Source organism: Thermomonospora curvata DSM 43183, assembly GCF_000024385.1.
GTDB classification, from domain to species: domain Bacteria; phylum Actinomycetota; class Actinomycetes; order Streptosporangiales; family Streptosporangiaceae; genus Thermomonospora; species Thermomonospora curvata.
Genome location: NC_013510.1, coordinates 3,021,613 through 3,036,140 on the forward strand (window position 1 = coordinate 3,021,613; position 14,528 = coordinate 3,036,140).

The 14,528-nt window shown below is 73.7% G+C and carries 9 protein-coding genes; 2 read left to right on the plus strand and 7 right to left on the minus strand.

The window, feature by feature from the left end; genetic code table 11:
- Nucleotides 1-158 precede the first annotated feature (158 nt).
- From TCUR_RS12810 to TCUR_RS26495, 5 genes are read right to left on the minus strand one after another with little or no spacing between them, the layout of a single operon-like run.
- Nucleotides 159-1,460 (minus strand): proton-conducting transporter transmembrane domain-containing protein, encoded by a 1,302-nt coding sequence (locus TCUR_RS12810; protein ID WP_012852935.1) that lies wholly within the window; start codon nucleotides 1,458-1,460, stop codon nucleotides 159-161.
- Nucleotides 1,457-2,818: a proton-conducting transporter transmembrane domain-containing protein gene (locus TCUR_RS12815; protein WP_012852936.1), complete on the minus strand. Its 1,362-nt coding sequence runs from the start codon at nucleotides 2,816-2,818 to the stop codon at nucleotides 1,457-1,459. The genes TCUR_RS12810 and TCUR_RS12815 overlap by 4 nt, the downstream gene beginning before the upstream one ends.
- A complete protein-coding gene (locus TCUR_RS12820) occupies nucleotides 2,815-5,769 on the minus strand; it encodes a YbcC family protein (protein ID WP_012852937.1) in 2,955 nt (984 codons plus the stop codon). Before TCUR_RS12820 ends, TCUR_RS12815 begins: the two co-directional genes overlap by 4 nt.
- Complete coding sequence (locus tag TCUR_RS12825; protein WP_012852938.1) at nucleotides 5,766-7,364, minus strand: SulP family inorganic anion transporter; 1,599 nt, start codon at nucleotides 7,362-7,364, stop codon at nucleotides 5,766-5,768. The genes TCUR_RS12820 and TCUR_RS12825 overlap by 4 nt, the downstream gene beginning before the upstream one ends.
- Nucleotides 7,336-7,827 carry a hypothetical protein gene (locus tag TCUR_RS26495; RefSeq protein WP_012852939.1) on the minus strand — a complete coding sequence of 164 codons (492 nt, stop codon included), beginning with the start codon at nucleotides 7,825-7,827 and terminating at the stop codon, nucleotides 7,336-7,338. Before TCUR_RS26495 ends, TCUR_RS12825 begins: the two co-directional genes overlap by 29 nt.
- Nucleotides 7,828-8,553: 726 nt before the next feature.
- Here TCUR_RS26495 and TCUR_RS12835 point away from each other — a divergent pair.
- Both TCUR_RS12835 and TCUR_RS12840 read left to right on the plus strand, forming a co-directional pair.
- On the plus strand, nucleotides 8,554-9,495 hold the full coding sequence (locus tag TCUR_RS12835) for a DUF5996 family protein (RefSeq protein ID WP_012852940.1): 942 nt from the start codon (nucleotides 8,554-8,556) through the stop codon (nucleotides 9,493-9,495).
- A gap of 114 nt (nucleotides 9,496-9,609) precedes the next feature.
- Complete coding sequence (locus tag TCUR_RS12840; RefSeq protein ID WP_012852941.1) at nucleotides 9,610-10,437, plus strand: sulfite exporter TauE/SafE family protein; 828 nt, start codon at nucleotides 9,610-9,612, stop codon at nucleotides 10,435-10,437.
- Nucleotides 10,438-10,501: 64 nt separating this feature from the next.
- Here TCUR_RS12840 and TCUR_RS12845 read toward each other — a convergent pair whose 3' ends face one another.
- Together TCUR_RS12845 and TCUR_RS12850 are read right to left on the minus strand one after the other, a co-directional pair.
- Nucleotides 10,502-12,661: an acyl-CoA dehydrogenase family protein gene (locus TCUR_RS12845; protein ID WP_012852942.1), complete on the minus strand. Its 2,160-nt coding sequence runs from the start codon at nucleotides 12,659-12,661 to the stop codon at nucleotides 10,502-10,504.
- Nucleotides 12,662-13,533: 872 nt separating this feature from the next.
- Nucleotides 13,534-14,520: an ArsR/SmtB family transcription factor gene (locus TCUR_RS12850; RefSeq protein WP_012852943.1), complete on the minus strand. Its 987-nt coding sequence runs from the start codon at nucleotides 14,518-14,520 to the stop codon at nucleotides 13,534-13,536.
- Nucleotides 14,521-14,528: the final 8 nt, after the last annotated feature.

The window sequence follows — 14,528 nt, forward strand, 5'->3', positions numbered from 1 at the left end:
CGGTCCCACGGCCGGCTGCCCGGCCCGCAGGTCACGGTCCCGCTGCCGTGGCCCGCCGGCGAACACGGCCACCCGCCCGTGGCCGCAGCGGCCGGATCCGGCCGCTGCGGCGGGCGCGAGGGCGGGCCGGATGCGGCCGGGGAGCGAGCCCGTGCGGATCACCAGGACACGGGCAGGGCCACGCCGATCAGCAGTGCGGTGAGAACCACGGTGATGCCGTAGGTCTCCACCGGGGTGAGATCGCGCTCGCCGCGGTGCCCGCGGCCGCCGGCGAAGAGGGTGAGGAAACAGCGCATCACCGTCATCGCGTTGAGGCAGACGGCCGCGACGAGCAGCGGCCAGGACGGTGCGAACTCCTCGGCCGAGTGCCGGATCAGCAGGTGCTCGGCGGCGAACCCCAAGGAGAACGGGAAACCGGCCACGGCCAGCCCGCACAGCAGGAACGCCACGGCCAGGCGCGGGGTGCGGGAGAGGTTCCCGGCGGGGACCGCCGACGACAGCGCTCCCCGGCGGGCCTCCAGTGCGGCGAGCGCCATGGCCAGGCCCGCCAGCGCGAGGGCGGCGACCTGCCAGGCCGGCACGAGCCCCGCGGCCACGGCCGGGGCCCGGCCGACGATCCCGCCCGCCATCAGCCCGGTCTGGCTCATCGCCAAGAAGGCCAGCGCACGCCGGGGACGGTCCTGCACCAGCGCCAGCGCCGCGGCCGTCAGCGCGGCGGCCCCGCAGGCCACGGCGACCGCATGCGCCACCGGCACCGGCAGCCGCCCGCTCAGCGGCTGAAGCCGGGTGAGCATCTCCAACGGGATCGTGCCGAACACCACGACCACGCCCATCGGGGCGTGCTCCGCCAGCCGCGGATACCAGCCGTGCACGGGGATGACCGCCAGACGGACCATGATCCCGAGCACGGCCAGGGCCGCGCCCGTCTCCTGCGCACCGGCCGCGGCCACCGCCGTGCCCGCGCCGAGCAGCAGGACGCCCGGCACGTGGTGCACGGCGAACAGGCGCCCCAGTCCGGGCGGAACGTTCAGGTCGCCGCCGGGACGCATCCCCGACCACACCAGCCAGGCCGCGACCGCCCACAGCGCGGGGACCGCCGCCTCGTGCCGGACGGCCGCCAGGGCGCAGGAGACCGCCAGCAGCCGCAGGATCCGGGCGAGCGTCGCCGGCGGGTGGGAGGCGAGCGGGGCCATCGCGACGGCCGGCAGGCCCGCCGCGCAGATCACCGCGGCCTCGGCCGCGGCGCCGGCCGCGTGCTGCGGCGCATCGTGCAAGGCCGGCAGCGGCAGCCCGGCCGGGACGCCCTCCCCCACCAGGACGGCCAGGCCCGGCGGCACCGCGGCGGCCGTCACCCACCGCACCGCCAGACCACGGGCCTTGCGGCGGTCGGCGGTGCGGGCGATGAGGAACGACGACAGCAGCAGCAACGCCGCCGCCAGTGACGGGACCGGCATGATCATGGCTTTCCGGCCTCCTCACCGGCGGTTCGCCCCGCGGGCACGGCCTGGCGGGTATCTGCGGAATGAGCGGCCGGCCGGGCGCCGGAACCCGCGCCCAGCCGTCGTGCCCAGTGCTCGTCCAAGCGGTCCAACCGCCGCAGCAGGCGCAGGAACCCGCCCGCCGCGTAGTCGGTGAGCCACGCGTCGAAGTAGCCGCGTTCCAGCGAGTACCGGTACAGCCACCGCCGCGCCCGCGGCGGCAGGAACCGCTCCAGGCCGAGGGTGTCCGCCCGCCGGTGCGCCGCCCTCTCCAGACGGTGGTGGTCGTGGATCAGGCTCGGCGCCCGCAGGATCTGGGCGCAGCGCAGCATCGCGTGCGCGATCAGATGCACCAGCGCCAAGTCCCGCAGCCCTGCGCCTATCTCGACCATGACGAGCGAGACCTGGGTCATCGAGGCGTAGGCCAGCGCGCTTTTGATGTCGGTTTGGACCCGCTCGGTCAAGGCGGCGTGGACGGCGCTCAGCGCGCCCACGACGATGATCGCGGCCCGTACCTGCGCGGAGGACTGCCACAGGTGCTCGGTCCGCAGCAGCAGGTAGGGCCCGAGGCTGACCGAGATCGCGCCGTAGCACAGCGCGCTGGAGGGGGTGGGGCCCTCCATGGCGCGGGGCAGCCAGCCGCCGAGGGGCGCCTGCGCGGCCTTGCCCAGCGCCGCCCACAGCAGCAGGATCCCCGGCACGATCGCGCCCGGCGTCCCGGCCGCCGGGTCCGACAGGGCGGTCGTCCCCGTGGCGTGGTGGAGCCACACGATGGCGCCGAGCAGCCCGGCGTCGCAGACCCGGTAGGTCCAGAACGCGCGCAGGCCGTGCTCGGCGGGCGCACGGCGCTCGTGGAAGAAGGCGATCAGCAGGGCGGAGGACAGGCCGGTCAGCTCCCAGCCGGCGAAGACGAACTCCAGCGCGTCGGCCAGGACGAGGAGCTCGGCGCCCGCCACGAACAGGGCCAGCAGCAGGTGGAAGCGCAGATGGCCGGGTTCCTTGTGCAGATACCGCCGGGAGAAGACGGCGATGAGGCAGCCGGTGAGGGCGGTCAGCCCGGCGAAGGGCAGCGACAGCCGGTCGGCCACCAGCACCAGGTGCAGGCCGCCGAACCAGGTGCCCGCCGACGCCGTCAGTCTCCCCCCGCCCCGGCAGGCCAGCAGCCCGCCCAGGACGGCGGCCGCGATCGCCGCACCGGCGAAGGCGCCCACCGTGACCGCCGAAACGCGGCGTTCAGACCACCGCCGCCCGAACCAGGCGGGGACCGCCGGCGCGGCGAACGCCGCGAGCGGAAGCCCCGGCAGCAAGATCAGCAGGACTTCGTGCGGCCGGACGCTCATGACCGCCTCCCGGCGGCCCCCGGCAGGGGCAGGAAGCCGTCCCCCGTCGCGAACGCGGCGGTCACGTGGGCGAAGCCCAGGTGGCCGCGGGCGCCCGCGTAGAACCGCACCGAGCGGTGCACCACCGGGAGCGCCGCGCCCTGCGGCACATGGGGCCGGAAGACGCCGCGGTCATGGACGTGCATCGCGGCGGAGTCCGGGTCCCAGGCCACCAGGCGGATCCACCCGTTGGTCACCAGGCGTCCCAGGTCCGGGCGGGTGCGCAGGATCGCCTCCAGCCGCTGCGGCGCGGCCTCCACCACCAGCAGCAGCCGCAGCGGCTCGTGGATCTCCACCATCTGCCAGGGCAGGCCGGTGCGCAGGTCGGAGGCGTGCCCGTCCATCACGCCCAGCAGGCCGGCGATGTTGTGCGGGAGTTTGGTCCCGCAGCCGTAGCCGGCCGGGTCGATGCGGCTGAAGTAGTACTCCAGGTTGATCCCGGCGCACACCGGCCCGACCGCCGCCAGCAGGTCCGCCAGCAGCTCCCCGGTGGGGTCGCCGCCGGGGTCGTAGGAGACCAGGAAGGCCCGGCGGTCCAGGAACAGGCCCCGGGTGCGCGAGCGGCGTCCCACGATGCAGACGGCGTTGGTGGCGTGCCCGTACTCGGGGCGGGGCTGGCCGAGATCCACCGCGCGGCCCGCCACGTGGGCCGGGGCCCGGCCGATGGGCAGGTCGGCGGGGGCGGACTCGAACCGGCGGCACCGCTCGTGCGCGGTGAGCGTGCACGCCCTGGCCATGGCCCGTTTGGCCGCCCGCAGCGCGCCGCGGCACCGCTCGGGCACCAGGTCCTCGTCGTAGTAGGTGATCGTGTCGGTGCAGGTGTCGTGGCAGGCGCCGACGAACCAGGTGTCGTCGGGGATGTGCAGGCCCTCGCGCCGCAGGGCGCGCCGGACGCCGGGATGGTCGGCCATGGCGGCGAACGCGCGGGCGTTCGGCCCGCCGCGGCCGCCGCCGGCGGCTCCGCAGTCGTGCGCGGCCTCGTGCGGGTTGTTCAGGCTGGATGAGCCGTGCCCGACGATCAGCACCAGGGGGGCGAGGCCGCCGGTCAGGCCGATGGTGCGCAGCACGGTCGACACGATCCGGGTCATCTCCGGCACCGTGTATCCCCGCAGCGGCCCGTCTTCGCCGTCCGCGCCCTGTCCGGGAGGCCGTTCCAGTGCCAGCCGGGTACGGGGTCCGGTGCCGCCTCGTCCGGTCCGCCGTGGCCGGTGCGGCGGCAGGCAGCGGGCGGCCAGGACGAGGAGATGGGCGAGTCCGAGCAGCAGGGTCAGCAGCCAGCCCCGCACCGGCGTCCTGCTCCCGGCCGCGATCTGCCGCTCCCACAGGTCCCGCAGCCGCTGCGGGCGCCGGGCCGTCCCGGTGACGGCGACCTCTTCGACCAGGTGGCGGGGCGTGACGGCGGCCGGGCACAGCGGACGGGCGCGGACGTCCTCCATCCCCCGGTAGAGCATGGCGACGCCGAAGGAACCGGCGTACCCGAAGGTCTCCACGTGCAGGAAGTGCTCCTCCAGGTGCCGCCGCAGGGCCTCCTCCCGCTCGTCGATGCAGAAGACGGCCTGGAAGCGGGGAGGGGGCACCGGTCTGGCCGCGATCGTCTGGTGGGCGGTGAGCGCGTCCAGCACCTCGATCCGGTGCCTTCGCTCATGGGCCAGTTGCAGCAGCCGGCGCCGTTCGACCGCGTCGCAGGCCCTGACCGCCGCCAGCCAGGCCGCCGCGGCGGCGCGGTCGGCGAGCACCGCCGTATCGACCGGCATCACCTGGGCCAGGACGAACGCCTCGTACACCAGTTCCCGGTCGGGCCGCCGCCCGGCCGAGGCGTCCGCCGCCGAGAGCACATCCAGGTCGGCGATCGCAGCGTGCGGGCCCAGGTGCCCGGTGACCGCATGCCGGGCCGCCTGCACGTCCAAGATGAGCTGCACGGCCAGGTAGTCGATCAGCCGTGCCGCGGGCGCCCGGACCGGCGCGCTCTGGGGATGCCGTTCCAGGCGGCGCATCATGCCCGCCCAGCCGGGCAGCGACAGCAGCGTGTCCCGGATCACCGCGGCCCGCTCGCCTGCGGGCACGGCGAGCCGCCCGAGCGCCCAGGCGACGGTCCGTTCCGCCGTCCAGCCCTCGGCCTCCTGCCGGCTCAGCTCACCGGCCAGCCCGCGCAGGAACCGGTCGGGCGGCCCGCCGCGCAGGCCGTACAGCCGCCGGAAGGCGCGCAGGAAGCCCAGTCGGCGCCCGGGCATCGGCCGGCGGGCGACCCCTTGGTCCAAGAACGCCCCCACCAGCCGGATCAGCACCGGATGGACGAGGCGGTCGGTGTCCACGCCGGTGAGGGCCAGGATCTGGTCGCGCCGCCGGGCCGAGGGGGCGCCGGGCCGCTGAGGCGGGGCGGCCTTCTCCAGGTCGTCCCACAGCCGTCTCAGCAGGCGCCGCTCGTCCCCTTGGGCCTGCCGCAGCAGTTCGGCGCGCCGCTTCGGCCCGGCCAGGCCGGTGATGCGCTCCAGCGCGTCCGTCTCCTGCAGCGTCCACTCCAGGGCGGCGCCCTGGGGGATCTCGAACGGGTGCCGCAGCCGCAGCGCGCAGAACGCCCGGCGGGTCGGGCCGCCGGGCACGATCGGGGTCTCATCGTCGAGGCCCTCGGCGGCCGCCACGGCGTCGAGGTCCTCGGGCCGGATGCGCCCGGCTTCCAGGCACTGGGCGAAGAAGTCCTCGCTCGGGAAGGGCTCGGTGCCATACAGCCGCGCCGCGCGGACCGCGGCCTCCTCAAACGGCAGGTGCTCGAAGGCGTGCAGGGGGTTGTGGTGGACGAACGCCTGCAAAGGCGCCTGCTCGGGCAGCAGTCTCGCCGCCTCTTCCACCAGTTCCGCGATGCCGGACGGGTCGTCCTCCGGCCGCCGGTGCAGGATCGGGCCCGGCCGGTTCATGACCGCCTCCTGCGCCGCCGGGTGGCCTGCGGGTGAGCGGAGACCGGACGCAGCCGGTCCAGCCCCCGGAAGGTGAGGGCGGTGATGGGCCACTGCCCGGACAGGTCGGCGACCCTGCGCAGGAAGGTGTGGTCGACCACGGCCGCGTCCCGGACGTCGATGACGACCCTGGTGACGCCGTCGGCCCCGCTGACCGTCCGGTGCAGCGGCAGCAGGGCGGGGAAGACCGCGGCCCTGGGGATGCGCACATGCAGCGTGCCGCCGTCCCGCAGCGCCTCGGCCCGGGGGCGCAGGAAGGCGCCCACCGGCACGCCCCGGCGCAGGTGCAGCAGCAGTTCGGCGGCCAGCCCGGCCGCCACGCCGATCAGCAGGTCGGTGGCGAGCGTGACCAGCATCGTGATCGCAAAGAGCGCGAGCTGGTCGGGGCCGATCCTGCCGACGCGCAGCAGCTCGCGCGGCGAGGCCAGCCGGGCGCCGGTGTAGACCAGCATGGCGGCCAGGACCGCCAGCGGAACGGCCTGCAGCAGACCGGGCGCCAGCGCCACGAACAGCAGCAAGAAGGCCCCGTGGAAGAAGTTGGACCAGCGCGAGACGGCCCCGGCGTCGACGTTGGCCTTGCTGCGGACGATCTCAGAGATCATCGGCAGGCCGCCCAGCAGCGCCGCGGCCAGGTTGCCGCAGCCGACGGCGAGCAGGTCGCGGTCCAGGTCCGCGGCCCGGCGGCGGGGGTCCATCGAGCCGACCGCCAGCACGGTCAGGGTGGACTCGATGGTGCCGATCAGCGCGAACATCACCGTGTACTTCAGCGACGCCGCGGTGAGGACCATCGAGAAGTCGGGGAGGGCGACGGCGCCGAGCAGGGTGCCGGGGATCTGGACGAGGTGCTCGGGTCCCAGATGGTGAATCCGCCCGAGGAAGTGGTAGTCGTGCGGGCTGCCCAGGTGGAAGGCCAGTCCCAGCGGCACCGTCGCGGCGAGCGCGACCAAGGGCGCCGGCACCGCGCGGGCCCATCGGGCGCGGACCAGCGGCATGCCGGCCATGATCAGCAGGGCGGTCGCGCCCAGCAGCACGATCTCGGGGTTGGCGTGCGCCAGGCTGCGCGGGATCTCGGCGAGCAGGTCGAAGGTGCGCTCGCCTTCGGGGCGGACGCCGACTGCGACGTGCACCTGCTTGGCGATGATGATGACGCCGATCGCCGCGAGCATGCCGTGCACGACCGACGGTGAGACGGCCACGCCGGCGCGGGCGACGCCGCGCAGGGCGAGCAGGATCTGCAGGGCCGCGGCGACGGCGCCGGCGGCCAGCGCGCGCCGGTACCCGGCGACCGGATCGCCGCCGCCCAGCTCGGCGACCGCGCCGAGGGAGACCACGATCAGGCCCGCGGCCGGGCCCTTGACGGTCAGCGGGGAGCCGCCGAACAGGCCGGCGACGGCGCCGACGATCGCCGTCACCACTCCGGCGACGGGCGGGAAACCACTGGCGTGCGCGATTCCCAGGCACAGGGGGAGCGCTATGAGGAAGACCAGGAAACCGGATCGGACGTCCGCCGCTTTGAGCGCCGGACGGTCATGGGTCGGTGGATGGCAGTTGCTCATGTGCGGAGTCCTCACGTGGGCAGGGCGGATCCGCTCCGGTCGCGGTCGACCGGAGCCTGCGGGAGCGCTGGACGCCCGCATGCGGGCGTCCGGGGCGCAGCGGCGGACCGCGCGCGCTGCCCGTGTCCGGACTCGTGCCGGTTGACCTGGGGAAACCGGTCGCCGGGACGATGCTTTGGCCGCGTGGGCCAAGGCGGGCCGTCCCTGCGGCGATGAACTCGTCCTCGGTGCCGGAAGAGTCACCGAAGTCGGACTCGCCGGCATGGGCCGTGTGGACGTTCTCCTCGGCGGGCCCGGCCTGTTTTCCCGCCTTCTTCTCGATCCACGGCGCCGCGTTCTGCTTCGCAGGGGGCGTTCCCTCCGAAGACAGCCGCTCCGCCAAGCCTCCGGGCGGCGCCGAGAGCCGGGCGGAGACGGCGGAGCCGTCCAGCAGGCCGATCAGCAGGCCGGTCAGCAGCGTCACCGCCACCGCCCATACGGCGGCGGTTCGGCGCGGCCGGCGGGAGACCCGCGCAGTGCAGGCCGGCCGGACGTCCCCGCCGCTCGGCCGCCGGGCGGAACGGGGCGGCGGCGCTGTTAAACCGCACGAGGAGGAATCGACCATTGCTAAGCGACTTCCGGTCTTTTCGGCCACCGACGACCGATTGTGGCGATTTGGCGGATTTCCCGGCGAGGGGCTCGGCGTGGCGTTCCCACACTGAACGGCATGCTCCGGCCGGCCCGCCGCCGGCCCAGGAAGCAGGTGTGGTTCACATGTCAAACGATGCCGATGAGCCTCGGTCAACCGGCTTCGAAATCATAGCGGCCGCCCCGCCGCCCATCCCCCGCCACGACACTTTGAGAACCACCGAACGATGAGCCTTTTTCAACATGTGGCCTTGGAGGTCGGGGACGGGGGCCTCTGTGGCGTCCGACGTCGTGTCGTTGCAGGTCACAGCATCACTCTTGACTGCGATACTCCGCCCCGGCTCATGGAAGCGGCACGCCAGAAAAGACTCGACGGAAACCAATCGGCCATATCGCCGCATATTCCTGGAGTGGAACGACTCAGAAAACAACAACAGAAGACAGGCGCCCCGAAAAGCCCGTCCTTTACGCTCGCCGCACGGAGTTTCGCCGGTTTTCCGGCGGGCGCCGTGGGCGCCGCGCCGACCGGCATCATCCCCGGCATGCGGGGAAGGCCGGTGTCATGGAACTGTTCCCGCCCATGCCGCTGGCCGACTGGCAGGACACCAAGTCCACCCTGCACCGCTTCCTGCAGATCGTCGGCAAGATCCGCCTGGCCGCCGGCATCCGGCGCAACCACTGGTGGGGCATCCCCTTCCACCTCACCGGGCGCGGGCTGACCACCCGCCCGACCGGGCGGGCCGACGGCGGGCCGATCTTCACCATCGACTTCGACTTCGTCGGCCACCGGCTGGTGATCACGACCCTGGACGGCCGGGAGGTCTCCTTCCGTCTGCCCGGCTGCTCGGTCGCCTCTTTCTACCGCCAGACGATGCAGGCGCTGGCGTCCCTGGGCGTCCGGGTGCGCCCGGCCGTCGCGCGGCCGTTCGACCTGCCGGATGCGGACCGCCCGTTCGCCGACGACACCGAGCACGCCGCCTACGACCCGGCCATGGTCACCCGGTACTGGCAGATCCTCAGCCAGGTGAACCTGCTGCTGGAGGAGTTCGCCGCCGGCTACAGCGGCAAGATCAGCCCGGTGCACCACTTCTGGCACACCCTCGACATCGCCTGCACCCGTTTCTCCGACCGCGTCATCGAGCAGGGACCCCAGGTCGACCCGGTGACCCGGGAGGCCTACTCCCGCGAGGTGATCAGCTCCGGCTTCTGGTTCGGCGACGAGGTCTTCCCCGCACCGGCCTTCTACTCCTACACCGCGCCCGAGCCCGCGGGCCTGACCGACCAGCCGCTGCGTCCCCGCGCCGCGCGGTGGATCGCCCAGCGCGGCGGGCACCTGGCCGTCCTGCCCTACGACGACGCCCGCGCCGAAGCCGACCCGCGCGGCGCCGTCCTGTCCTTTTATGAGAGCGCCTACCAGGCCGGCGCCCGCCTGGCCGGCTGGGACATCGCCGGCCTGGCCTGCCCCGGCGGGATCACCGACCCGCTGCTGCGCGGCCGGGGGTGACCTTTCACCGGTGACGCACCCGTTCCGGCGTAACGCGCCCATATACCCTTTTACCTATCCAAACAGTAGGTATTGCATGTATTACGGGTTGCCGGACGGAAGAGGCGGGCTGGAGTGGGCGGACAGGAGATCGCCGCGCGGGGCGGGGCGAGGCGGGATTCATGGCTGGTGTTCTCCGCCGGGGCCGCGGTCGGCTCACTGGGCGGCATGATCGGGCTGGGCGGTGCGGAGTTCCGGCTGCCGCTGCTGATCGGCCTGTTCGGGTTCGCCGCGCTGTCGGCGGTGATCGTCAACAAGGCGATGAGCCTGATCGTGGTGCTGACCGCGATACCGGCCCGGCTGGCCGCCGTGCCGCTCGCCGAGCTGAGCGCGCACTGGGCGGCCGCGGCCAATCTGCTGGCCGGCAGCCTCATCGGCGCATGGGCGGGCGCCGCCTGGACGGTGCGGATGCGCTCATCCACCCTGCACAAGGTGCTGGCCGCCCTGCTGGTGCTCATGGCCGCCGCACTGGTGGCCGCCCACGCCGCCACCCCGGGGACGCTGCACCTGCCCGGCACGGCTCAGGCGATCGCCGGGATCGCCGCGGGATTCGGCATCGGCGTCGTCGCCGCGATCATGGGCGTGGCCGGCGGCGAGCTGCTCATCCCGACCATCGTGCTGCTGTATGCGGTCGAGATCAAAATCGCCGGCAGCCTGTCGCTGCTGGTGTCGCTGCCCACCATGCTGGTGGCCTTCGCCCGCTACAGCCGCGACAGCAGCTTCGTGGTCCTGCGCGCCAACCTGCGCTTCACCGCGGTCATGACCGCGGGCTCGGTCGCCGGCGCCCTTGCGGGCGGGCTGCTGCTGGGGGTGGTCCCCGACGCCGTCCTCATCCCGGTGCTGGCCGCCGTCCTGCTGCTGTCCGCCGTCAAGCTGGCCCGCCACACCCCGGGCGGCGGCTGACGCGCCCGGGGCATCGCCGAGGCCGGCTGGGCGCTCCCCGCGGCGGGGAGCACCCAGCCGCTCGTCATTTGAGGAGCGGGTCGCGGGGCAGGCCGAGGATGCGCTCGCCGATCTGGTTGCGCTTGATCTCGGAGGTCCCCCCGGCGATGGACAGGCCGCGGTGCGAGAGCGCCAGCAGGTTGCTGATCTCGCCGGGGCCGTCCAGGTAGGCGGCCTCGGGGCCGCTGAGCGCGGTCAAGACGGCGGCCGCCTCATGGCCGAGCTCGGAGACCACCAGCTTGGTGATCGCCCCCTCGGGGCCGGGCTCGCCGCCGGCGACGGCGCGGTGCGCCGAACGCATGTTGAGCAGGCTCATCGCCTGCAGCCGCGCGGCGTACCGGCCCAGGCGCTCCCGGCCGCCGGGGAGCCGGCCGGGATGGGCGTCGTAGCGTTCGATGAGCAGGGAGGCGGGGGTGGTCAGGCCGCCCTGGCCGCCGCCGATGCTGACCGACTCGTTGCCCAAGGTGGCGCGGGCGACGGTCCAGCCCTCATCGACGGGGCCGACGACGTGGTCGTCGGGCACGAAGACGTCGCTGAGGAAGACCTCGTTGAACTCCGAGTGGCCGGTGGGCATCTTCAGCGGCCGGACCTCCACGCCCTCGGCGTGCATGTCGATCACCATCATGGTGATGCCCTTGTGCTTGGGGGCGTCGGGGTTGGTGCGCACGGTGGCGAAGCCCAGGCCGGCCACGTGCGCCCCGGAGGTCCAGACCTTCTGCCCGTTGACGCGCCAGCCGCCCTCGACCCGCACGGCGCGGGTCTTGATCCCGGCCGCGTCCGACCCGGCGTCGGGCTCGCTGAAGAGCTGGCACCAGATGACCTCCTGGCGCAGGGCGGGGCCGACCCAGCGGGCGATCTGCTCGGGGGTGCCGTACTGGATGAGGGTCAAGATCAGCCAGCCGGTGATGCCGTAGGAGGGGCGCCGGATGCCGGCGGCGTCGAACTCCTGCTCGATGACCAGCTGCTCGACGGCCCCGGCGGCCCGGCCGTAGGGCTTCGGCCAGTGCGGCACGGCGTAGCCGCTCTCGATCAGCCGTTCCTTGCGCTGCTCTTCCGGCAGGTCGGCGATCTGCCGGACGAAGGCCCGCACCTCCTGGCGGATGGCCTCGGCCTCCGGCGGCAGCTCCACCGTCCGGGTCCGGCTGACGCCCCGGCGGGTCAGGTCGGTCAGCTCGGCCGCCGCCTCGTCGGCGTTCAGCAGGCCGAGCAGGGCGGTGGCCCGCCGGATGTACAGGTGCGCGTCGTGCTCCCAGGTCATGGCGATGCCGCCGTGCACCTGGGTGTTGAGGTTGGCGCACAGGTCGGCGGCGGGCGCCGCCAGCGTCGCGGCGACCGCGGCGGCGTACGTCAGCTGCTCCCCGCCGCTGCGCGCGGCCCTGGCCGCGTCCCAGGCCGCAGAAGTCGCCAGCTCGGTCGCCACGGCCATGTCGGCGCAGTGGTGCTTGACCGCCTGGAACATCCCGATGGGACGGCCGAACTGGTGGCGTTCCCTGGCGTAGGCGGCGGCCATCTGGGTGCAGCGGGCGGCCACGCCGACCGCCTCGGCCGACAGCACGACCCGGGCCAGGTCCACCAGCACCCGCCGGGCGCCGGGCAGGACCGTGGCGGGTGCCCGGTCGAGGGTGACGCGGGCCGCCGGCCGGCTCGGGTCCAGGTTCGCGGGCACCTGCACCGACACCTGCTCGCCCGCTTCGACCACGACGACGTCGTCGCCCGCCGGAAGCAGCAGCAGGTGGGCCATGCCGCCGCCCACCACGACCGGGGCCGAGCCGGACGCGGCGCCTCCTTCGGCCGTCACGTCCGCTTCCAGTGCGATCGCGCCGATCACCGAGCCGTCCACCAGGCCGGGCAGGAGCTTCTTCTTGGTCTCCTCGTCGGCGGCCGCCACCAGCACGGCACTGGCGATCACCGTCGGCGCGAACGGGCCCGGGGCCAGCACCCGGCCCATCTCCTCGACGACGACGGCCAGCTCCTCCAGGCCGTAGCCGGAGCCGCCGTACTCCTCGGGCACATGCAGCCCCAGCCAGCCCAGCTCGGCGAGCTCACCCCAGAACGCCGGCGGCGACTGCGCCGGGGCGCCGGCATCCAGCAGCGCCCGGGTCGCCTGGATGACATTCCGCTTGGCCAAGAACGCGGAGGCGGTCTCCGCCAGCGAGCGGTGCTCCTCTGTTATCGCGATCGACATGATCGTAGAGTATCCTCAATCATCCCCGCTGACCAGGGCGAACGCACGGTATATCAACATTCTTACCCCTAAACTCACCCAGGATTCATCAGTAACCCCTTACAGATCAGTCCAGTCGTCCATATTAAGTACACTCAAATAGTTCATGTGGCTCCTCGGTGACCGAGCCGGAGGAGGCGGCCGGGACCGTCACCGCCTCCGGCGAGCCACCCGACCGCTCCCTGCGGCACAGGCGTCCCGCGATCGCCGGGCATCGGCCCGGATGAGCTCCCGACCGCTTCCAGACCGAGACCACCCGCAGCGAGCCCGGCCTCTCCGGGCGAGTGCACTCCCCCGGCGGGCGGGCCGCCCCACCACGCCGAACGACGCGCCGTCCGGCACAGGCCGGGACGGCCGGGCCGCAGCGGGAATCGGCCTGGACCGGCCCGTCGATGTCGCGGTGAGCACCAGCGCCCCACTGGCTGCGCGCCGTCCACGCCGAACTGGCGACCGTTCTCAAACCGGGCGGCGTGCCGTTCAACGGGGATCACTTCTGTCCGGACGAGGCGCCCTCGCCACGCCCCGCCAAGCCGGCCGGCGCCCTGCTGAAGGCCGATGACAAGCGGTTGCCAGGCGGCCGGCAGAAGGCCGGGGCCGTCGGCTCGATGCGGTCGCCGCAGAACCGGCGTTCACGGAACTGAACACCGAGCGCGCCCGGCGCCGGACCGAGGCCGACCACTACGGGCACGAGCTCGAACCCCTGTCCACGCACCTGGCGACGCTGCGCGCCGCCGGATTCACCGAAATCGGCGTCCTCTGGCAGCGCGGCGACAACCGGCTGCTCTGCGCGGCGCTTTAAAGACTGTCGCCGCCGTGGCCGGGCCCGGGTCCGATCACGGCGAAGCCGCGTCCACCAGCAGATCGCCCAGGGGCGTCCGCCCGTACCGCACTTCATGCCCATGCCGCCGGCGGGTCAGCAGCCCAGCGCGGTGGAGAGCGGTCAGATGCGCCGACACACCGCTGGGGCTCAGCCCATGACGTTCGGCCAGCGTCGCGGTCGAGGCCGGGACGTCCAGCGCGACCAGCAGGGCGGCCCGGGTCTTGCCGACGAGCCGTGCCAGCGCCTGCGGTGCCTCCGCCGAACGGTCGCGCCACAGCTTGGCGATCCCGCGCGCCGGGTAGACCAGGGCCGGCCGCCACGGCGGATCGGTCACCACGGCGATGATCGGCCAGGTGAACGCGCTGGGGATCAGAACCAGCCCGGCGCCGTCGAGCGTCCGCTCATGCTCGGCGGACGCCCGCACCTCGATCCGGTCGCTCTTCCAGCGCACGCGGTCGTCAAGATCGTTGATCACCTCGCCCAGCCCGTGCTCGGCCAGCGCCCGGGAACGATGGGCGATGTCCGCCGCCTGCAATTCCCTGATGCGAGGCCACCAGGGCAGCACCAGTCGCCGCCACGCCACCTCCAGCAGATCGGCCAGCCGATCCCGTGCCGCGGCCGGCTCCTCCAGCAGCTCTCGGACGGCCCGGCGCGCCGCGGCGTCCGGCTGCCGGCTCAGCGCCCGTTCCAGGTCCCGTTTGACCGCGGCCGGCGCAGTGGCCCGCACCTCCGCCAGCTGATCTTCGATCCTCGGGGCCGGCCCGGACGGCGGCGGACAGAGGAAGTCCGGCATGTACCCGTACGGTCGCTGGACCGCCAGCAGCGGCCCCAGCTCTTCGCCTATGTTCTGGCTTCGCACCGCCTGCCACCAGGGGCGCAGATAGACCCGTGCCTGCGGGGTGACCAGCGCCCGGGTCGCGATCACCGTCTCCAGCAGGGGCGAGGTGGCAAAGCGCACCCGCAGCAGATCCGCCCGGTCAAAGTACAGCCGTACGGCCATCATTCGCT

Bases quoted from the DNA above. Each gene is read 5' to 3' on its own strand.
- TCUR_RS12850 (WP_012852943.1), bottom strand. From the start codon at position 14,520: ATGGCCGTACGGCTGTACTTTGACCGGGCGGATCTGCTGCGGGTGCGC.
- TCUR_RS12835 (WP_012852940.1), top strand. From the start codon at position 8,554: ATGGAACTGTTCCCGCCCATGCCGCTGGCCGACTGGCAGGACACCAAG.
- TCUR_RS12825 (WP_012852938.1), bottom strand. From the start codon at position 7,364: ATGAGCAACTGCCATCCACCGACCCATGACCGTCCGGCGCTCAAAGCG.
- TCUR_RS12845 (WP_012852942.1), bottom strand. From the start codon at position 12,661: ATGTCGATCGCGATAACAGAGGAGCACCGCTCGCTGGCGGAGACCGCC.
- TCUR_RS12815 (WP_012852936.1), bottom strand. From the start codon at position 2,818: ATGAGCGTCCGGCCGCACGAAGTCCTGCTGATCTTGCTGCCGGGGCTT.
- TCUR_RS12810 (WP_012852935.1), bottom strand. From the start codon at position 1,460: ATGATCATGCCGGTCCCGTCACTGGCGGCGGCGTTGCTGCTGCTGTCG.
- TCUR_RS12820 (WP_012852937.1), bottom strand. From the start codon at position 5,769: ATGAACCGGCCGGGCCCGATCCTGCACCGGCGGCCGGAGGACGACCCG.